The following is a 20,515-nucleotide window of genomic DNA, read 5'->3' as shown; positions in this document are numbered from 1 at the left end:
TTCCGTGTGTGCGCGTGGCGCTCCTGAGGGGTGGGACGAACCCGCCGACAGCCTACCCATAAAACCTATCGGGTTAGTAGGCTACCGCCCACGCCATCCCCCGCCGGTCGACGCGGCCCGGCCCACCTGCCCCGATCAAGGAGCCGTCATGCGTACCCCCTCCCCTGGTCATCCCCCGCGTCGCCGCCTGCGCACGGCGGCGTTCACCGCCCTCGTCCTGCTCGCCGCGGGCGGCGTGAGCGCGTGCGGCGAGTCCGCCGACGCCGGCGGCGGTGACGGCGGCAAACTGCGCGTCGGCTACCAGCGCTTCGGTGGGTTGAGCCTGGTCAAGGCGCGCGACGCGGCACCGGACGTCGAGTGGTCGCTGTTCGAGAGCGGGCCGGCGCTCACCGAGGCGCTCAAGGCCGGGTCGATCGACATCGGGCAGGTGGGCGAGGCCCCACCGGTCTTCGCCGCCGCCGGGAAGATCCCGTTCTCCATCGTCGGCACCTCGGCCCCGATCCCGCAGGGCGAGGCCGTGCTCGTCAAGGCCGACAGCGGCTACCGCAGCTTCGCCGACCTCAAGGGCAGGACGGTCGCCCTCAACAAGGGCTCCAACGTGCACTGGCTTCTGGTACGGCTGCTGGAGGCGAACAAGATGACGCTGCGCGACATCAACGTCAAGTACCTCAAGCCGGCCGAGGGACGGCCCGCCTTCGACAGCGGGCAGGTCGACGCGTGGGTGATCTGGGACCCGTACTTCGCTCTGGCCGAGCAGCCTGGCGTACGGGTGCTCGCCGACGCGACCGGCCTGGCCAGCAACCGCGAGTACGTGCTGGCCGCCCCGGACGCGGTCACCGAGCGCACGGACGACGTACGGGCGTTCCTTCAGAAGTACCGCGAGACGACCGACTGGGGCATCGCCAACCCGCAGGAGCGGGCGCGCACGCTCGCGCCGGAGTTGAAGATCCCGGAGGACGTCACCAGCCGTGCCCTGGACCGCAGCGCCAAGCCGCTCGCCCCGGTCACCCCGGCCATCGGCGACGAACTCCAGGCGATCACCGACAGCTTCGTCGCGCTGGACCTGATCCCGGGGCCGGTCGACATCAGGGGCCGGGTGGACGACCGTTTCAGCGCGGTGTTCCAGTGAGTCGTACACCGCTGCTCGAGACGCCGCCGGAGGTCGTGGCCGAAGCGGCCCCCGAAGCCCGCCGCCCACGGCCGTCCCGGCGGTGGTGGCGGCTGGTCAGCCCGGTCGCCCTGGTCCTGGGCTGGGAGCTGGCGGCCCGGACCGGCCTGCTGGCGCCGGAGAAGCTGCCCGCGCCGAGCGACGTCCTCGCGACCGGCTGGCGACTGTCCCGCGACGGCACGCTCGCCGTGCACCTGGTGGACTCCCTCACCCGGGCCGGCGCGGGCCTGCTCATCGGCGGCGTGCTGGCGCTCGTCCTGGGTACGGTGGCCGGGCTGTTGCGACTCGGCGACGACCTGGTCGACCCTCCGGTGCAGATGGCCCGCATGTTGCCGCACCTGGGCCTGGTGCCCCTGCTGATCATCTGGGTCGGCATCGGCGAGTCGCTGAAGATCAGCCTGGTCGCCCTGGGGGCGTTCTTCCCCGTCTACTTCAACACGTACGCCGGCATCCGGGACATCGACGAGCGGCTGGTGGAGGCCGCCCGGGTCTGCGGGCTCGGGCAGGCCGCCCGGCTGCGTCACGTGGTGCTGCCCGGCGCGCTGCCGTCGCTCTTCCTCGGCCTGCGCCTCGCGATCGGCGCGGCCTGGCTCAGCCTCGTCGTCGGCGAGCAGGTCAACGCCCAGACCGGCATCGGCTTCCTGATGATGGAGGCGCGGGAGTTCAGCCAGACCGACGTGGTGGTCCTCGGCCTGCTCGTCTACGCGCTGCTCGGGCTGATATCGGACCTTGCCCTGCGCGTTGCGGAGAGGAGGATGTTGACATGGCGACGCGGACTGCGAGCCACCTGACCGGCGCGGCCCCGGTGCTGACCGCCCACGCGATCCGCCGGTCCTTCGGGCCGACGGTCGTGCTGGCCGGGGTCGGCCTGAGCATCGCGCGGGGCGAGGTCGTGGCCCTGCTCGGCGGCAGCGGCTCGGGCAAGAGCACCCTCCTGCGCATTCTCGCCGGCCTGGACGGCGAGGCCACCGGTGAGACGGTCGTGCACGGCACCGCCGCCGTGGTCTTCCAGGAGCACCGGCTCCTGCCCTGGAAGCGGGTGGCGGCCAACGTCGGGCTCGGTCTGTCCGGCCCGGACACCGCCGGCCGGATCGAGCGCGCGTTGGCCGAAGTCGGGCTGGCCGAGCGGCACCGGGCCTGGCCGGCCGAGCTGTCCGGTGGGCAGGCACAGCGGGTGGCCGTCGCGCGGGCGCTGGTCCGCGAACCGGACCTGCTGCTGCTCGACGAGCCGTTCGGCGCGCTCGACGCGCTCACCCGGCTGCGGATGCAGGTGCTGCTGCGCCGGCTACGCGCCGAGCACGGCTTCGCCGCCCTGCTCGTCACGCATGACGTGGAGGAGGCGCTGCTACTCGCCGACCGGATCCTGCTCCTCGACGACTGCCGCATCGCCGCGGACCTCCCCGTCGACCTACCACCCACCCGCACCCCGGACGACCCGGGCTTCGGCGCGCTGCGCCGTCTCCTGCTCGACCGACTCGGCGTTCCCACCACCTGAGGAAGCGTTCCCACCACCTGAGGAAGCGTTCCCACCACCTGAGGAAGCGGAGATGCGATGACCCGCTGGACACCCGACCCCACCTTCTACCCGTCACCCCGCGAGGCGGCGACCGCCCCGGCGGAGAAGCTCGCCTACGTGGCGGCCTTCGACCGTTCGGCCAGCCGCCCGGACGCCATCGTGGTGCTCGACACCGACCCGGACTCCCCCGACTACGGCCGGGTCGTCGGCTGGACCGACCTGCCGCACCTCGGCGACGAGCTGCACCACTTCGGCTGGAACGCGTGCAGCAGCGCGCTCTGCCCGACCGCCCCGCACCCGCACGTCGAGCGGCGCTACCTGATCGTGCCGGGCCTGCGCTCCTCACGCATCCACGTCGTCGACACCCAGCCCGATCCCCGCCAGCCGCAGGTCGTCAAGGTGATCGGCCCGGAGGAGCTGGCCAAGCGGGCCGGTTACTCCCGCCCGCACACCGTGCACTGTGGTCCGGACGGGATCTACCTGTCCGCGCTGGGCGGCGCGGACGGCGAGGAAGGCCCGGGTGGCGTCGCCATCCTCGACCACACCACCTTCGAGGTCCGCGGGGCGTGGGAGGCCGACCGGGGGCCGCAGTTCCTCGCGTACGACGTGTGGTGGCACCTCAACCAGGACGTGCTGGTCACCAGCGAGTGGGGCACCCCGTCGATGATCGAGGACGGCATCATCGGCGAACTGCTGCTGGGCCGCCGCTACGGTCACGCCATCCACTTCTGGGACCTCGCCAAGCGCCGGCACGTGCAGCGGGTCGACCTGGGCGATCAGTACCAGATGCCGCTGGAGCTGCGCCCGGCGCACGATCCGACGAAGTCGTACGGGTTCGTCGGGGTGGTGATCAGCGTCGAGGACCTGTCCGCCTCGGTCTGGCTGTGGCACCGCGACGGGGACGCCTGGGCGGTCACCAAGGTGATCGACATTCCGGCGGAGCCGGCCGACCCGGCGGACCTGCCCGACCTGCTCAAGCCGTTCGGGGCGGTACCACCGCTGGTGACCGACATCGACCTGTCCGTCGACGACCGCTTCCTGTACGTGTCCTGCTGGGGCACCGGCGAGCTGCGCCAGTACGACGTCAGCGACCCGCTGCACCCGGTGCAGACCGGCTCGGTGCACCTGGGCGGGATCGTCCGCCGCACCGCCCACCCGTCCGCCCCGGACGAGGCCCTGGCCGGCGGCCCGCAGATGGTGGAGGTCAGCCGGGACGGCCGACGCGTCTACGTCAGCAACTCGCTCTACGGCTCGTGGGACGACCAGTTCTACCCCGACGGGGTGGGCGCGTGGCTGGCCAAGCTCGACGTCGACGTGGAGGCCGGCGGGCTCACCCCCGACGAGCGGTTCTTCCCGCACGGGGACGAGTTCCGAGGGCTGCGCGTGCACCAGACCCGGTTGCAGGGCGGGGACGCGTCCTCCGACTCGTACTGCTTTCCGTGACCCTCGGGACCCTTGCCACGCTCGCGGCGCTCGGCGCGTTCCACGGCCTGAACCCGGCGATGGGCTGGCTGTTCGCGGTGGCCCGGGGCCTTCAGGAGCGCAGCCGGGCGGCGCTGCTGCGCGCCCTGCCGCCGATCGCGGCGGGGCATCTCGCGTCGGTGGCGATCGTCGCCGCCCTGGTCACCGCGACCAGGTCGGTGACGACGAGCACGGCCCTGGCGGTGGTCGGCGGCGTGCTGCTGGTCGGCTTCGGACTGTGGCGGCTGCTCTCCGAGCGGCACTTCCGCTGGGCGGGCATGCGCCTGTCGGCGGCACAGCTCGCCGGCTGGTCGTTCCTCATGTCGTCGGCGCACGGCGCGGGGTTGATGCTGCTGCCGGTGCTGGTGGCCGAGCCGGTGTCCGGGGGCCACTCCGGGCACCTGGCCGCCGCGCCGGTCGGTGCGCTGTCCGGGCTCGCGGCCGCCGGTGTACACACCGTGGCGATGCTCGGCACCGCACTGGTCATCGCGGTGCTGGTCTACGAGGTGCTCGGGGTGGGGGTGCTGCGCAAGGCCTGGTTCAACGTCGACCGACTCTGGGCCGGCGTGCTGGTGGCGGCGGGGCTGGTGACGCTGATCCGGGCGTGAACGACGCCGACACCCGGCCCCGGTGCGAACCGTGGGCCGGGTGCCGCAGCGCCGTTACGGCGCTGGCGTCCGATCGGCTACCGGGACGAGTCAGGCGCGGGCCTTCGCCGGCTGCTTCATGAAGTCCATGATCGCCTTGTTGACCTCGTCGGCGTGCGTCCACGGGATGCCGTGCGGCGCGCCCTTGAGCGTGATGAGCGTGCCGGTGGGCATCATCGGGCCGAGCCGCTGGCCGGTCACCGGGTAGGGCAGCACCCGGTCCTGGTCACCCTGCACGATCAACACCGGAATGTCGATCTTCGGCAGGTCCTGGCGGAAGTCCTCCTGCCAGGAGTCCACGCTGTCGTGGGTGGCCTTGCCGGAGGCCATCGCACCGATCTGCCAGTGCGCCCGGTACGCCTCTTCGCTGACCCGCTTGCCCATGTTCTGGTCCGGGTTGAAGAACGCGTCGCAGAAGGACGTCAGGTAGGCGAAGCGGTCCTTGATGATGGCGTCCTGGAAGCCCTTGAAGAGGTTCCGGTCGACGCCCTCGGGGTTGTCGTTCGCCTTGGCCAGCATCGGTTGCAGCGGGCTGAGCACCACTGCCTTGCTCACGCGCTGGGAACCGTAGTTGCCCAGGTAGCGAATAACCTCGCCGGTGCCCATCGAGTGCCCCACCAGGGTCACGTCGTTGAGGTCCAGCTCGGTCATCAGCACGTCCAGGTCCGCGGCGAACGTGTTGTAGTCGTACCCGAACGCCGGCTGCGCCGAGTTGCCGTAACCGCGCCGATCGTAGGTGATCGTCCGGTATCCGGCGTCGAGCAGCGCCCTGGTCTCCTTCTCCCACGTTGCCCCGTTGAACGGGAAGCCGTGGATGAGCACCACGGGCTTACCGGAACCGTGGTCCTCGTAGTACAGGTCGATGGGTGCGGAGTTTTCCGTCCCCACGGTGATGAAAGGCATGTTTTTCTCCTGCTCCGGTTTGGGCTGTCGGACGCCTCGCGCTTTCCCGCCGGGTCACCGGATATGCCGTTGGCTGACTGCATGACAGCCGACCCCAGGTCACGACTCCTGGTGCCGCGAACCTCTGCCACCTACGCGGATGACCCGACCAGAGCGCCATCAGCATTCGAAGACGGCTGCGGTCAGGGCCGCCTTCTGTTGGTCGCCGTACTCCGAGAGCAGGGCAATCGCCCCGACCCACTGCTCTTTCTGCGGCAGGTCGAGTTTGTCCTTGTTGGCGAGAACGAAGGCCTCGGCTGCGCCGAAATCCGTTTTGATGTCCTGCAGAGCCTGCAGCATCGTCTTCGCGACATCGGGCCCACCAACTCTGGTCACCATCGATTGCAGCTCGACCGTAGTGAGACCGCCGTCCAGCGGGCTGGTCGGGTTGAGTTTTCCAGCTCCTTCCAGACCGTTCACCGCCTCGATCAGCACTCTGGGTTGGTCGGCCGGCTCAGCGAGGGCGTAGTCGAAGACGATGTCGGCCTGCCCCTTCGCCTCGAACTCGAGCACGGGCGCGAAGACACTCAACTCAGGCTGGTTGGGCACTCGTTCGAGCATCTTCTCAACCTGGGCCAGGCTGGACGCTCGCCATTGAGCAGTCCATCGCTGCCGGTTCTCCCGAAGGACATCCCGCGCCTTCGTCAGGTTCGCTGCCCAGATCAAGTTAGCGAGCATGTCGTCGACCACAGCGACCGCTGGGGTCTTCCTAGCCTGCTCACCAGCGGTCCGCAGAACCTCCGGGGTGATGTTGTCCCATCGCCAGCCGCTCGTTCCGGCTGCCCGCCCAAACAGGCTCTGCCCTGCCAGCAAACGTGCGTTGCCGGCATCGGTTGCATGCTCCGGGGGCGACATCGTCCATTCGTTATCGAGTCGGAGCCCGGCCGCCGGGGCAGGGTGCAACACCACCGCACCATATTTGTTCGTCTGCTCGATCACCTGACTGAGCACCGAGGTCATGGTCGTCACCACGATGGGTAGCTGGCCACGTTGGGCGTACTGTTCGAGCAGATAGTTCAGGTCCGCGAGCGCGGACGGTAGCGCCTGGCGAGTCGGTTGGTTCAACAGAATTACCGGCTGCTGAACGGCAGCGGCGGCCGTGGCCAGATTGTTGATTAACGAGGAGTGGCGCTCGTCGCGAGCTGCCGGGATGACATGGACAAGCCCGTCACGAGTGTCGACGGTGGCAGGCAGCTTCAACGGCCACAGCGGCACGTGGGCGGTCTCCGCGGCACCAGCGGAATCTCCATGGCCGCCCAGGTCTTCGACAACGGCCGGTGCGGGCCGAGTCGAACGAACGATTGGAGTTGGCGTCGCCGTCGTGAAGAAGCGACGCGGGGAGGCCATGATCTCGTGCTTGAGATTGGTTGGCACCGGTAGCCGGATCACACCGTCGGGAATTTCGATGTACTGCGGGGACAGCCACCCGTAGGGATTGAGCTTGCCACCGGGGGGATTAGTGGGCTTGATCGCGGCGAGCCAGCGCACCCTGAACTCCAGGGTGGTGTACGAACCGCCGGTGGTCTTGACACCGCCGCTGGCGGCTTTCTTTTCCCGGGTGCCGGCACTCTCGTCGTGTCGACTAATGATGTCGGCTCCCTGCAACACCCCCATGGAGGCTGTCCCCGGCCCGTCGTAGTATTCGTAATTCGTCAGCGCGAAGTCTGGGTTGATCCAGGGCATGAACGCGTGACCGGCAGAGCTCGTCGTGGTGTGACTGTCGGTGACTGTGGTTGCCTGCATCGATTTGTCCATCACGTCATGGGTAATCCCGTGTTCCGTGACCTCAATGGGATCGACGTGCAACTCGAGGTCGGCGAAGTGGTGGTAGAACCGGTAGCGCGGGAGCAGTATCCGTTCCGTGATACCGGTGGTGAGGAGTTCGGGCAGGCGGTTGGCGAGGAACGCCGGATTGATGATGGCAAAGATCTGATCAGCGATGACGCTCTTCGGGTGGAACCATGACGAGCCAGGCGGTGCTGACCAGACGTAGTTCTGCCAGAGGCTGGCCACACCCTGGGCAGCCTTGACGATCAGGCCGGCGAATGGGCTTTCGACCTCCGGTAGGGGCAAGGGGGCTGTGACGGCCTCGGGCGTGGCGAGGTGAGTAACGTGATCGCGTATCGCGCCGATACCGAAGATCAGCCCCTCCCTGGCCCGAGCCAGTATGGTCGGGTCGACTTCCAGGCCGATACGCTGGTCGGCGAGGGATTGACCGGCCGGCAGGTCGAACGTCGGCGCTGTTACGGGCGCGACGGCCGCCGGGGCGGTCATCTCCGGTGCCACATCGGACACGGCCTGTTGCAGTAGTCGCGGGTCGAACTTCACCCGAGTTGTAACGACATAGTCGGGATTCGGCTGGCCTTGATCGTCATCCTGGGCGACCCACCACAGGTCCTCGGTCTGGAACGCACCGGAAGTCGCCGCGTCCGCCACTGCCGTCGGTGCCGTCTCGACCGTCACCTTCGCTGTCAATCGCAGGCGTACGTCGAACGTCGCCCCTCCAGCACTTCCCACATCGCGCAGACTCTCGGGTTCGATGCCGTTGTCGTTGGCCCACTGGACCAGGCCATCACCGGAGCGCCCGGTTTCCTGGATCAGGCCAGTGCTGAGTTCCTGATGCTCGGCTTGCGTCGTCGAGCGCTTGGTTATGCCGCGTAGGTCGCCGTGCAGGTTGACCAACATGCTGTTGGCACCATCCGGTTCGGTGACGAACCATCCCCGCATGTAATCGAGAATCGTCCGCGAATCGCGGGTCTCCGCCTCCCGCCTCGTCGTGTCACTGCCGGCCCGGTTTCCGAGCCGGTGCAGACTCGGTGCCACGCCCAGATATTCGCCGCCGATCGGGGATGCCTGAAGCATGACGGTGATGGTGCGGGTGCCGGGCAGTATTGGCAGTCCCCACGCGCGCAGGTACTCGGATACCGGCACCTCGATGCGGACGCCGCCGCCGAGCAACGTGTTCACCACCGCTCCGCCAGCGGCAGGGCCTCCAAGCTTGCCAATATCCTGACGTACGGCTTTGGCGACAAAATGGCCGTACCGCTGTTCAACCGACTGCACCACCTGGGTGAGGAACCCGCTCAGGACCGGTGGCTTCGCCACTGATCCACCCCCGAGTCCGTGCCGCAGCGTCGAGGGCAGGACGTAGGTGACTGTCTTGTCGTAGTGCAGTGCCATCTGAGGCGGCATCAGCCCCAGTTCGGTGGCGTCCAGCGCATCGAAGGCCGTTTGGCCGACGGCTGGCACGCTCACGGTGCGATTTCCCCCCGTGCCCGAGGGGAGCAAGAAGCTCGCGACCGCCTGGCCCCAGCTTCCGAACACACCAGCAGCGGTTCGCAGCGCCCGCTGTGCTGCCCCAGCCGGCGGGAGAGCCCACTTGGCGACCTTGCCGGCGACGTTACGTTCGACGCGTGTCTCGATCGACACCTCGACGTGGACGTTGACGGCAGCCAGCGCCATCCGACTGACGTTCATGTGCAGTCGCCCGGAACTGCCGGCGCTCTCCACCTCGGAGGCGACCGTCTTCTCCCGTCGCTGGGCAAGCTGGGGTTGATAGCTGTACTGGTCGATGTGGATGCCGCGCAGTTTTTTGTGGATGTTAAGAGGGAACCGCATTCGCAGCCCGCCCCAGAAACCCTTCGTGACCTGAAGTCCGGTGGAGTTGACTGCCGCCACGCCCATGTCGGAGTAGGTGCCGAAGGACAGTGGTAGGCCGTTCAACTGGAAGCCGTCAGCATCCTCGAACACCAGGCGCATGCCGATGGTGGCCTTGGTCTGCTCCTGGGATGCCCCCCGGGTTGCGCTGATCGGGCCATCGTAGATTTCCAGGGCGGCAGGGCCCCCTGCTTGGTCACCTACGGAGTGCCACGGGAGCCACTCGTCGAGCCCAGCCCCGAGCAGTTGCTCGACCTTCAGGCGCAACTCCAGCGGGATAGGCCCATGCACCATCTCGGTCAGCGCCACGACTACCTGGCTGACAAGCGTGTCGGCAGTCAGGAAGAGCGGTGTGTCCGATGGCAGCGGCTTGTCCGCTGTCGGGCGGTAGCGCAACGGGGTGCCATCGTCCCCGGCGAGCGAGGCCACCCCGGCGGCCTTGAGGCTGGGCAGGTCCAGGGAGTACGGAATGTTGGTCGACTGCCCGTCCTTCGCAACCGCCTTCAATGTCAGATCGGACGGAATCGACATGGTGTACGTGCCGGTCACGGGTCGCGCCCGATGGATCACGGGAAGCGCCGGCGTGACCGACCCTGGCCACGGCTGATCGTTGAGTGGCGTGGCCGTTCCGGGGCCTTCCAGTTGCATCAGGAAGACCACCGGTCCGGTGAACTGGGCTTCGTCGTCGACGCTGATGCCGTGCATACCCCAGGTGGCAAGGCCACTGCTGACCTGTGTCGCCTTGCCGTACTTGCCTTGCACGATCGGTCGGATCTGCAACGACTTCAACACCTTGGTGCTGACGTGCACCAACGCCAGCATCGGCTGTAGGCCCGCCCAGATTCCCGGATCCTTGATCGACGTGGTGATGAGGTCCTGGTTACTGGTCTTGTTGGCGTCCGCCTCCGACAGGGGCAGCCAGCGGACGTACCGCGGATCCTCGAAGGTGACCGACTCATCGTCAGCCAACTGCCCTCGGCGGGCCATGATGCGGACCACGACCTGGTCGCCGCCGCGCCCGCTGATGCCCTTCCTGCTCAATGCGAATGCAACGCCCGCTGCTCCCTGAGCCCGCCGGATAAGGCTGGCCGCGCTGTCCTCATTGAGTTGATCGCGAACCCGGCGGGTGTTCTCCAATGCCATCCGAGCATCGGCGACGCTGCTCCACCGACCGGCGTAGTGGGTCGCGGCACCGTCCTCGTGAACCACCAAGCCTGGGTAGTGGGCACGAATCAACGCCAGCACCGCTTCCACCAACGGCTGCTGGCGCGGTCCGGCTGGGCTCTGGCCAGGTGAGTGGAGAGTCAGGTCCGCGATGCGAGTGACTGCGGAAAGCTGCTGCCCGGGACGCACCTGGAGAGAGAGGCTCTGAGAATCCACATCTCCCGCAAGCGTCGCCAGATCGGCCCACTGCTTGGCGTCCTCCCGCAGCACCCGTTGATGGAGGGCCTGAGCGAGCTGGCTCGGGCCTTTCAACTGGTTTGGCCGGTCGGACCGTTCGAGCCACACGTTGACATCGAAAGCAACGACCGCGGTCCGCTCACCGGTGAAGCGCACCCCGGACAGATCGGAAACATCGAGGCTGGGCCCAGACCTGATTCGCACCGCATCCAGCGTGGGCCAGGCGAAGAGGTATGGCTCCAACTTCGCGACGGACGGCAGCGCCGCGCCAGCTACCGGGAGGAGCTCGATGCCGAACGCCTGCAACAGGAGACCAGGCGGGATGTCGAAGCCGTCCGCAGCGACCTGTTCCGAGTTGTGCGAGATCGATGTCTGATCATCGATGTCCATCCACGTCGCGTCGTCGCTCTCGATGATCACACGTGGGTTGACAGGGACGAAGTGGATTGTGACGCTCGACGGGGCATGGCCCGCGATGTCACCGAAGACGATCTCGTAGCCCTTCGTCGCCGCCGCGAACGATCCGGCGACCATCATCTTCGGTTTCAGTCCCGCGAGCAGTCGTTTGTGCTCGGGGCTACCCGGCTTGGCGAGGTCCGCGACGTATTCCTCGACCATTTGACGGATTTCGGAAACCCCGGAGAATGTTTGAACCGCCGAATCTCTCGGCAACTTGATCGGTGCGTCGGCAGCCACCGTGGATGCTGCGTAGGTCGGGGCACCGTAGATCGGATGCTTCGCCTCGGAGAAGTCGGTCGCGGCCGCGTCGAGGGGTCGGGCGGTCTCCCGCGACACGAAGATTTTGACCGCGCCGGGTACCGCGGTCTGACGATCGACGTTCTGGTTCTGAACATTGTCGGGAGAGGTGACACGAATGTTCACCGTCGCGTCGAAAGCGAACAGGTACGAGATGTAGGAGGAATTCTTGATGGTGCGTTCCGACGAGAGGGCCAGACTGAGGGTATTGGCTTCCTCGTGCTCACTCCAGATGATCGTTGCTAGGCCGGCATACGCCTCGTTCATGGTGAAGCCCTTCTTCACCAATTCGGGCTTGTGCCCCAGGTACCAGGACAGGTTGGTGTTCGTGTCGAGGAAGTTCATGTGCCCGTGACCACGGCTGTGCCGTCCGGCGAGACTCGTCGTCTGCTTGCCGCGCATCTCCACGGCGTCGGAGACCTGCCGCCACCCGTTCTCCGTACGCCCCAGAGCGAGCGACACCGCGACAGAGTGGCCCTGGACCTCGAACGTCCATTCGTCACCGATCACGTCCGCCGCAGCCGTGAGCAGCGCTGCTCTCGTCACTACGCTACCGAGTTCAGCTGGCTTCAGCTCGATGCCGAATTGGTAGAACGCCGAGACGATCTCGGACTTGATCTTGGTGATGAGCGCGTCCGTGAAGTCGGCGGGCTGATCTTCAGCTCCCAGGCTCGCCCGCGAGTGACCGTCCGGAACAAGCCACAATGGTGGGGCGAACTTCTCGCGCGGCTCCCACGAGTCCGACGGGGAGGCGAGTTCCGTAACGGGAACGTCGCGACTCTCGACAGCCTTGCCGATTTCCACCAGCGTGTTGGTCAACATCCGTCTGGCTTCGTCGACCTCCGCGTCGAAGTCGGTCAGCACCCAGGGTGCGTGCTGCCCGCCATCCAAGGCGAACAGGGCGGCCTCAAGCCGACCAGTGGCATGCACGAGCTGCTGACGAGCCATGTTCCGCGTCCACACGATCCCCAGCGGCGAAGAACTGTGCTGCGTGCTCGCGTCCCGCTGGTCGGTGGGAAGGTGCGTCAACCTCTCATGTAGCTCACCCACCTGGGCAGCCAGAGCAGCGTGCCATTCGGGCCGCGCCGGCAGGCTGTCTGACCGTACCGACTGCGGGTGCACGCCGGAGGTGCTGTCGGCGAGGACTTGACGCCAGGAGAAGAAGCCGTGGCTCAGTTGCTCAACCGTGGTCCGCAAGCCCTCGAGGTCGGCGCCAGATGCTCGTCCGATGTTGCTGCGGGTCGCTTCGAGATGGGCCTTGAGGACCGCACGCGGCCCGACATCCTCCTGTCCGGTCGAACCGACTGGTATGAGCTGCAAGGAACCGAGCATCCCCGCGATGCTGCGGTCGAGTGCCCCCTTCAGCGGGTCCGTCGGCGGCTGCGGCAGATCGACTCGGGCGTCGATACCCGGGATGGTCACCGGCGGTGAGACGCGGAGCGTGATCGGGTGACGGGGCAGGGTCGCAGCGACGGTCCCAGTCGGGGCCTCGTGGAGCAGGGCGATACCGTCAGACGCCCGTACCGCGACGATGTCCTCGGTGACGCTATCGGTGGTGGCACGGATCCGGACGCCCTGGTGGGGCACCAAGGCGATGATTTCGTCTAGGAGCCCCCTGATTCCGCCCTCGACAGGTCGGAGTTGCTCTGCCGGCACTCCACTGAGATCAAGGTCGGCGAACCGGGCGCCGACAATCTGCTGCGGCAGGCCCACCTCGACCCGCGTACCGTTCCACCGCAGTTGACTCAGCATCGGCGCGCCGTCGCGGATTCGAGCTAAGACTTCGGTGTCGGTCGCGGCGTCGGGGTAGTCCGCGATCAGGTGGCGCTCCGGCAGGACGAGTACGTGATCAGCGGCGTCGGCAGCGACAGGACGAAACGCGGCGTCGATGGGCAACAGGAATCGATCACTGCTCCCGTCTGCCTGAGCTCTGCTCAGGCGGACCGGCAGCCGTAGCGTGTCGGCCAGGGTGATCGCCCCGGTGAGGTCCAGTTGGGCGCCAGCCGATGCCGACGAGCCTGCCAGCACCGTGCGCGCCTGCACGTCGAACGACTGTGTCTGTAGGAACTGCCCGGCCGCAGACACAACGGCCGGATCCGGGACCAAGTAGACCATGTTCACGCCGGGAACCGAGCTGGCAGACATGACCTCCGGCGGCACGTCCCGCTCCAGGCTGAGGTAAGAGCCAGAGGGCACCCACTTGTAAAAGTCCTCAGGACAGCCCAAATTCGATAAATCTGGCACTCACCGCTCCTCAGCCGACGGACGGCACAACCTGCCAGCCAGCATGAACGCTCCGCCGTAAACTCCTATTACGATCATGTTTCAATCGCAGCGTGATCGGGCCGACTCGCCGCCGGGGCATCCTCGAACGTGAATCGACCGGCAACTTCTGACAAAGGCGGCACAGTCGTGGAAACTGCATCGCCCACCGGGACGCCGGCTTGCCGTCCGGAACGAACACGAACCGGGGGGGGTACCGATCGGGCCACCGCCGCCTAGCCTCAAGGCGTGAGCGCTTCCCCCCGGCTGCGGGCCGTCAGCGACCTGCACATCAGCTATGCGGAGAACCGCGCGTTCGTCCAGGAGCTACACCCGGACCACCCCGGCGACTGGCTGCTGGTGGCCGGTGACGTGGGCGAAAAGCTCGCCGACATCGAGTGGGCGCTCGAGCTGCTGAGCAGCCGCTTCGCCAGGGTCGTGTGGGCGCCCGGCAACCACGAGCTGTGGACACCGCCGGGCGACCCGGAGCACCTGCGCGGCGAGACCCGCTACCGCGAGTTGGTGGCGATGTGCCAACGCCTGGGCGTCGTCACGCCCGAGGACCCGTACCCGGTGTGGGACGGCGAGGGCGGCCCCGCCACCATCGCCCCGCTGTTCCTGCTCTACGACTACACGTTCCGGGTGCCCAAGGCGAGCACCAAGCAGGAGTCGCTGGACATCGCGTACGCGGCCGGCGTGGTCTGCACGGACGAGGCGCTGCTGCACCCCGACCCGTACCCGAGCCGCGAGGCCTGGTGCGACGCCCGCGTCACCGAGACCGAGCGCCGCCTCGCCGAGCGCGACCCGGACCTGCCGACCGTGCTGGTCAACCACTACCCGCTGGTGCGCGAACCCACCGACATCCTGTGGTTCCCGGAGTTCGCCCAGTGGTGCGGCACCGTGCGCACCCGCGACTGGCACCTGCGCTTCGGCGCGTCCACGATGGTCTACGGGCACCTGCACATCCCCCGCACGACCTTCTACGACGGCGTCCGCTTCGAGGAGGTCTCGCTCGGCTACCCCCGCGAGTGGCGACGACGCGGCCCGACACCGAACCCGGTCCGCACCATCAACCCCGCCGACGACGTGCGCCACCGCACCTCGGTCACCGGGTAAGCCCGACCACCGTCGCCAGCCGCGCCACGCCCGCCGGCGCCGGCTTGGCACGGGCAACATCGGCGATGAGAGTACGCGCCAGAGGCCGCCCACGGACCTCAGCCGGCGCGACGGCCAGGGCAAGGCCCGAGCGCTTCTCCCGCAAGCTTCAGGCGTCCGTCTCCGGTGCCAGGGTGGTGTTGGCGATGAGTTTGTGCAGCACCGTCAGCGCCGCGACGTAGTCCGCGTCATCGATACCTCGATGAATCAGCGCACGGATCTCGGGAGCGGACCGCTTCATGTGCAGTCGAGCTGCCTCGCCGGCGTCGGTGAGTCGTAGGTTGCCGTCGTGATCTGCGTGAATCCATCCGCGGCTGAGGAGTACCTCGGCTTCGCTCGCGAGGTCGTCGTCGGGGCGGATGTACTCGGTCATGGCTTGCTGAAGCTGGGAAATGGTCCTGGCTGCGCCGTCATGAGGCGCGAGGTCGTGCGGAGAGAGGTGGCGCAGGATCCAGAACTGCGGCTGCGTGAAGCCGCGCTTGGCCTGCTCGTCGCGGGTGAACCGGATGATGGATTCATACGCCAACCGCGTCCAGTACGCGGCCACCTGGTTGGCATCGGCCCGCATCGGGGCACCACTGCTTCCTGGGATTTGCATACGGCTGATGCTGGACGTTCAAGGACTGTTGAAGTCAAGAGCGTGTTGCAGCATGTTGGGAACATGACCACCACGGAGGCCCTGCCATCTTTCGTGTTCACCGTCAAAGACGTTGCGCACGCGAGCCAGGTCGCTCCGTCCGCGGTGCGCTTCTACGAAGAACAAGGCCTGATCCACGCGCGTCGAACCACTGGGAACCAGCGTCGGTTCGACGAGAACGCGGCCTGTCGCATCCGGTTCGCCCGACTCGCTCAGCGGGTCGGGCTGACAGTTCGGGAGATCGCCACCATCTTCGAGGCTCTACCCGAGGAGCCGTCGGCGCAGGACTGGGCGCGGGTCTGCGACTCGCTGGTTGCTGAGGCCGAAGCCCGCGTGGCGGAACTGCGTCACGACCTCGACGCCCTCCAGACCGTCACCACCAGGTGCACCGCCGGAATCGTCCGGTGAGGACGGGCCGGCGTAGCGTCTTCGTCATGGCAGGTCACTGGCATCCACAAGACGGCCCCGAGGGTTTCCTGGAAGCAACTACACACCAGGCACGCCTCGTGCTCGATGTCGAAGAAGGCTTACCCACCTACGAGGCGGGGCGCGACTTTCAGGGGATGGCTATCCAAGCGATGGTCACGATCCCCGAAGGCGAGTACATGCCCGAGACACCGACCGCGCTGAACCTCATCTGGGGAGCACTGACAGATGAGATGGACGCGCCTGGGAGGGGATCGCCGGAGCAGGACGTCGCTGCGGTTCGACACATGAGGCGGGCAGCAACCGAATGGCTCGCGGTCGTGGATTCGCGAGGTGGCAGAGTTGCCTACCTTGATCGCTGGTTGCATGAGGAGTGCGGCTATGAGCAGGCGCTGACTCAGTGGCCAACGTCCCCGCAGCCCTCCATTGAGGCAGCCGACTGACACCTCGACAGCGAAGTGCCTCGTGGCCAGGGGCTTGACGGGAGCGGGGTAAGACCGACCAACGTCGCCAGTCGCGCCACGCCGGCCGGCGCCGGCTTGGCACGGGCAACATCGGCGATGAGAGTACACGCCAACGGCCGTCCCCGGATCTCAGCGGGCTGGGCCGAGAAGCGCAGCTCGGTCACGTTCAAAACCCCTGTTGTGAGCGCAGCGACTACGGTGACCGGATGCCGATCAGTCGACGCCGAATCCTCCAGTTGGTGGCCGCCGGCGGCGGCGTCAGCGCGCTCGGCGCGGGCGGCATCGCCCTGGTCGACGCCGAGGTGCTGCCCGGCCGGTCGGTGCTCGACCACGCGCTGGGCCGCTGCGACGCCGCACCGCCGACCGCGCCGCAGGGCACGCCCCAACCGCCGGTCACCGGCAGCTTCCGCTCGACGGCACGCCGCCGGGAAATAAGTTTCGCCATCTCCTACCCACCCGGGTACGCCCCGGGCGCGCGGCTGCCCGTTTGCCTGGCCCTGCACGGGTACGCGGCCGACGCCCGCTCCGCCGTCGCCGTAGCCCGGTATCCGGAGTTCCTGGCCGGCGCACTCGCAGCAGGGGTGCCCCCGTTCGCGCTGGCCGCACCAGATGGCGGCGACGGCTACTGGCATCCGCACGCTACCGACGACCCGCTCGGCATGCTCGTCGACGAGTTCCTGCCGCTGCTGGCCGGGCGTGGCCTGCGCACCGACCGGGTCGCGGTGGCCGGCTGGTCGATGGGCGGGTACGGCGCGCTGCTCGCCGCGCTGACCCATCCGGATCGGTTCCAGGCGGTGGTGGCCACGTCACCGGCGATCTTCCGCTCGTACGCCGACGCGGAGCGGGTCAACGCCGGCGCGTTCGACGGTCCCGACGAGTGGGCCCGGTACGACGTGACGGCCCGCGCCGCGCAGTTCGCCGGACTTCCGGTACGGATCGCGATCGGCGCGGCCGATCCGTTCGCGGGCGCGGTCGAGACACTGCGGGACCGGCTGCCCGACCCGGAGGTGGTGACCATCGGGGTCGGCTGCCACGACGGCGACTACTGGGCGTCGGTCGCCCCGGCGCAGGTGCGGGTGATCGGCGCGGCGCTGGCCGGCTGACCCGTAGCCGTCGACAGCTCGGCGGCTGGCGCGCGTCCGTCAGCGGCTGAGGCCGACCAGCGTCGCCAGTCGCGCCACACCGGCCGGCGCTGGCTGCGCGCAGGCGACATCGGCGATGAGGGTACGCGCCAACGGCCGCCACCGGACCTCGGCGGGCGCGACACTGTCCGCGTCGACCAGGGCGCGCGCCGCCCCGCGCAGGTCACCCATGTGGAGGTACGCCCGCGCGGCGTCGAGCAGGTAGGCGCCCCGATACTCGGCCGGCAGCCGCCGCCACGCCTCCCGCCGAACGACGCTCACATGCCGTTGCAGCGCGGCATCGGCGTCACCCCGTTGCGCTGACAGCAGCACCCGCACCATCTCCACGGCGACCGGCCCGAAGCTGGTGCGGTGCTGATCGTCGTAGCCTCGCAGGCTGGCGGCGATGGCCACGGCCCGGTCGATCAGGTCGTCGGCGCGGCGGTGCTCGCCGCAGCCGGCGGCGGCGAGGGCCGCTTGGAGCAGCAGCGCCCCGCCCACGGCCCACTTCCGTTGGAAGCCCACACCTTCGCCGGGGTGATCAAGAGGTTTGCGGAGACTTTGATCTCCAGAAGCCCCGCAGACCTCTTGATCACCATCCCGCCGTGGGGGTGGCAGGACCCGGTGGGCGGCGGTGATGGTCGCGGACAGGGCCAGCCGGTCGCGGCCCGACGCGCGTAGCGCCTGGGCCACCGCGACGGCCGCCGTCGCCGCGAGCAGCGGGTCATCGCCGGCAGCACCCATGGCCCGGTCGGCGGCCAGCCAGGCTAGGTCGGCCTCGCCGAGCTTGACCAGCAGCAGGGCGGCGATCCGGTACGCCTGCACCAGCAGCTCCGCCGACCGCGCGCCCTGGGCGGCGTCGAGCAGATCCGGTACCGCACGCATCAACTGCGGGTAGTGCGCGTGCTGGTACCCCAACCAGGCATGCCCAACCTGACGCCTCAGCTCGTGCATGTCTGGCGGGGTCGGCGGGGTGTCGTAGCGGGCGAGCGCGGCCCGGATGTCGTCCACTCCGGCCGGCGCGCTCGCGGTGCTGCTGGACGGCTGGCCGAGCAGCACCTCCGGGTCGACCCGCAGGACGCCGGCCACCTCCTGGATCACCGAGTACCGGTCCAGTGGGCGAACACCCCGCTCGATCTTGTCGACCCAGCTCTTCGACCTGCGCAGGCGATCGGCCAACATCTGCTGCGTCATCGACCGCCGCACCCGCCAACCCGCCACCCGCCGGCCGATGGGCAGGTCATCCCTGCTCACGCCGCCACCGCCGATCGGGAACCGCACGAGTCGTGTCGTCGACGGGTACGCGTTCCGCCTCGGCCTGCGCCAGAATGCGCTGCTTGGCAGCCTCCCGCTCGGCCGCCTCAGCCTGTTCACCCTTGCTCGCCGTCTCGTCGCCACGCATGCACACCTCCGTCGGGCCATGGGCGCAACGTAGGTCCCCGAACAGCTCTGATCGTCATCACCCACAGTCATCGTCAATGTGACAGTGGGTCGCCGACCAGGCGAAACGCGTCCGTTACGGCATAGCGGACAGCCGAAGCAGACGGACCGCCTCGCTGACCTTGCGTGCGAGGTGGTGGGATGCGGTGGATACGGCAATCGAGTCTGCCGCCGCTAACGTCTCGCGAGACGCCGCCGCGTCCCCAGCTTGCGCTTGCGCGACGGCCAGGTGGATCAGGTTGTGTCCGTGCCACTCGGCATTGCCGGCCTCCTCGTTGACGCCCGCCACACCGGCCGTCAGCAACTCCACCGCCCGATCGTTGGCACGGCTGTCGGTTGCACCGAGGTGCCGCAGCACGCTCCCCTGCTGGATGGCGAAGAACGACGGTGTGTACCAGTAGCCCCACGGAGACAAGGGCTCTTCGGCAGCCTGGGCTGACAGGTCCGACGCCTCGAATAGACGGTTGGTGACGACGGTTGGCTCAGCACCGGCCATGGCGAGACCACGCGCCTCTTGCCCCGCGCAATAGGCCCGCAGGGCCGCGTTCGCCGACTTATCGCGTCTCGCCTCCTGAGAGAGCCGAATCATGGTCGGGAGTTCGTGGCGGCACTCGGCTTGATATCCCTGAAACGACAGCACGGTAGCGACCAGATCGCTGTTGCCGGCCTCCTCGGCCCACTGCAACGCCCTCGCGTTCCACGCCGTGGCGGCACGCTCCTGACCTTGCGCAATGCTGAGCCAGCCCGCGAACTGTGCCCACTGCCCGGCCAGATCGACCATGCGATGCCGCACGTCGTCCGGAGCATCCCTCAGCAGATCGGTCACGGTTTCGAGGTGATCACGCACGGGTCGCGTGATTACCCCTGCGCCGATGGCATCCTCCAAACGGCGGTAACCCGAGAGAAGACCGGCGAGCGCATCCACAGTGGCGCGATCCACACGTCCCCGATGCGCCGTCACGTACGCCAGACGATCGCCGCTCTGAGGTGCTTCGACGACCAGGGCTGCCAACCCGCCGTTCGCTTGCAACGCGTCATCGAGTCGGACCGCCACGTCCACCGTTGGCTTGGTCTGCCCCGCCTCAAGTTGGTGAATGAGGCTCTTGCCGTGGCTGACGACGGCGGCAAGTTGCCGTAGCGAGAGCCCTCGCGCCTGCCGAAGCCGCCGCAGTTCAGCCGGGAACCGTGGGTCGACGAGTGTGGTTGCGCGTGGGGGCATGACGGCGCTCCTACCTCACGGCTTGACGGCGGCAATGGCAACAGCCAGCAGCGCTGCAATCACCGACGGTACTCCGCGCTCGTGTCGCGACCTAACACAGGCCCGTTTATGTAGTCGTCGCTCGGCTGGCAATCCCGTTCGTGAGCAGCTAGGGCCTGTCCTGTCGATCATGGAAGCCAGATGATGGCGGCGATGAGGACAAGGCTGGCCCGGTAAAGGGATGCTCGTTTGGCGTAGCGGGTG

At 68.1% G+C, this 20,515-nt stretch carries 15 protein-coding genes; 9 read left to right on the top strand and 6 right to left on the bottom strand.

All coding sequences use genetic code 11. The features are described 5' to 3' along the window. The first annotated feature begins 148 nt into the window (after positions 1-148). The 5 genes from ABZU91_RS25350 to ABZU91_RS25330 are packed head-to-tail and all read left to right on the top strand — an operon-like array spanning position 149 to position 4,753. Complete coding sequence (locus tag ABZU91_RS25350) at positions 149-1,129, top strand: aliphatic sulfonate ABC transporter substrate-binding protein (RefSeq protein ID WP_355245188.1); 981 nt, start codon at positions 149-151, stop codon at positions 1,127-1,129. Next, on the top strand, positions 1,126-1,959 hold the full coding sequence (locus ABZU91_RS25345; protein ID WP_355245185.1) for an ABC transporter permease subunit: 834 nt from the start codon (positions 1,126-1,128) through the stop codon (positions 1,957-1,959). The genes ABZU91_RS25350 and ABZU91_RS25345 overlap by 4 nt, the downstream gene beginning before the upstream one ends. Continuing rightward, positions 1,932-2,663 (top strand): ABC transporter ATP-binding protein, encoded by a 732-nt coding sequence (locus ABZU91_RS25340; RefSeq protein ID WP_355245183.1) that lies wholly within the window; start codon positions 1,932-1,934, stop codon positions 2,661-2,663. Before ABZU91_RS25345 ends, ABZU91_RS25340 begins: the two co-directional genes overlap by 28 nt. 57 nt (positions 2,664-2,720) lie before the next feature. After that, on the top strand, positions 2,721-4,127 hold the full coding sequence (locus tag ABZU91_RS25335) for a selenium-binding family protein (protein ID WP_355245180.1): 1,407 nt from the start codon (positions 2,721-2,723) through the stop codon (positions 4,125-4,127). Then, complete coding sequence (locus ABZU91_RS25330) at positions 4,124-4,753, top strand: hypothetical protein (protein WP_355245177.1); 630 nt, start codon at positions 4,124-4,126, stop codon at positions 4,751-4,753. Before ABZU91_RS25335 ends, ABZU91_RS25330 begins: the two co-directional genes overlap by 4 nt. A 90-nt stretch (positions 4,754-4,843) precedes the next feature. On the opposite strand, the gene ABZU91_RS25325 is transcribed toward ABZU91_RS25330, so the two are convergent. Both ABZU91_RS25325 and ABZU91_RS25320 read right to left on the bottom strand, forming a co-directional pair. Then, positions 4,844-5,695, bottom strand: a complete 852-nt coding sequence (locus ABZU91_RS25325) for an alpha/beta hydrolase (protein ID WP_355245174.1) — start codon at positions 5,693-5,695, stop codon at positions 4,844-4,846. 159 nt (positions 5,696-5,854) lie between these two features. After that, complete coding sequence (locus tag ABZU91_RS25320; RefSeq protein WP_355245171.1) at positions 5,855-13,792, bottom strand: hypothetical protein; 7,938 nt, start codon at positions 13,790-13,792, stop codon at positions 5,855-5,857. 267 nt (positions 13,793-14,059) lie between these two features. Between ABZU91_RS25320 and ABZU91_RS25315 the strand changes: the two genes are divergently transcribed. After that, entirely contained in the window at positions 14,060-14,926 is an 867-nt protein-coding gene (locus tag ABZU91_RS25315; protein WP_355245169.1) for a metallophosphoesterase, read from the top strand. 148 nt (positions 14,927-15,074) lie between these two features. Here the strand turns inward: ABZU91_RS25315 and ABZU91_RS25310 are convergent, their stop codons facing one another. Next, positions 15,075-15,533, bottom strand: coding sequence for a MarR family transcriptional regulator (locus ABZU91_RS25310; protein ID WP_355245166.1), 459 nt, complete (start codon positions 15,531-15,533; stop codon positions 15,075-15,077). A 93-nt stretch (positions 15,534-15,626) separates the two neighbouring features. On the opposite strand from ABZU91_RS25310, the gene ABZU91_RS25305 reads away from it, so the two are divergent. From ABZU91_RS25305 to ABZU91_RS25295, 3 genes are all read left to right on the top strand, one after another. After that, entirely contained in the window at positions 15,627-16,010 is a 384-nt protein-coding gene (locus tag ABZU91_RS25305) for a MerR family transcriptional regulator (RefSeq protein ID WP_355245164.1), read from the top strand. A gap of 26 nt (positions 16,011-16,036) precedes the next feature. After that, positions 16,037-16,471, top strand: coding sequence for a hypothetical protein (locus ABZU91_RS25300; protein WP_355245161.1), 435 nt, complete (start codon positions 16,037-16,039; stop codon positions 16,469-16,471). A gap of 227 nt (positions 16,472-16,698) precedes the next feature. Next, positions 16,699-17,595, top strand: coding sequence for an alpha/beta fold hydrolase (locus tag ABZU91_RS25295; RefSeq protein WP_355245158.1), 897 nt, complete (start codon positions 16,699-16,701; stop codon positions 17,593-17,595). Positions 17,596-17,634: 39 nt separating this feature from the next. On the opposite strand, the gene ABZU91_RS25290 is transcribed toward ABZU91_RS25295, so the two are convergent. From ABZU91_RS25290 to ABZU91_RS25280, 3 genes are all read right to left on the bottom strand, one after another. Then, the gene (locus ABZU91_RS25290) at positions 17,635-18,867 is read right to left on the bottom strand and encodes a helix-turn-helix domain-containing protein (RefSeq protein ID WP_355245155.1); all 1,233 of its coding nucleotides are present in this window, start codon (positions 18,865-18,867) and stop codon (positions 17,635-17,637) included. Continuing rightward, a complete protein-coding gene (locus tag ABZU91_RS25285) occupies positions 18,854-19,015 on the bottom strand; it encodes a hypothetical protein (RefSeq protein ID WP_355245152.1) in 162 nt (53 codons plus the stop codon). The genes ABZU91_RS25290 and ABZU91_RS25285 overlap by 14 nt, the downstream gene beginning before the upstream one ends. 114 nt (positions 19,016-19,129) lie before the next feature. Then, entirely contained in the window at positions 19,130-20,272 is a 1,143-nt protein-coding gene (locus tag ABZU91_RS25280; RefSeq protein WP_355245149.1) for a helix-turn-helix transcriptional regulator, read from the bottom strand. Positions 20,273-20,515 lie beyond the last annotated feature (243 nt).

This window comes from Micromonospora sp. NPDC005174 (assembly GCF_040608495.1).
Classification (GTDB): Bacteria; Actinomycetota; Actinomycetes; order Mycobacteriales; family Micromonosporaceae; genus Micromonospora.
This window is presented reverse-complemented; position numbering and strand designations above follow the sequence as displayed.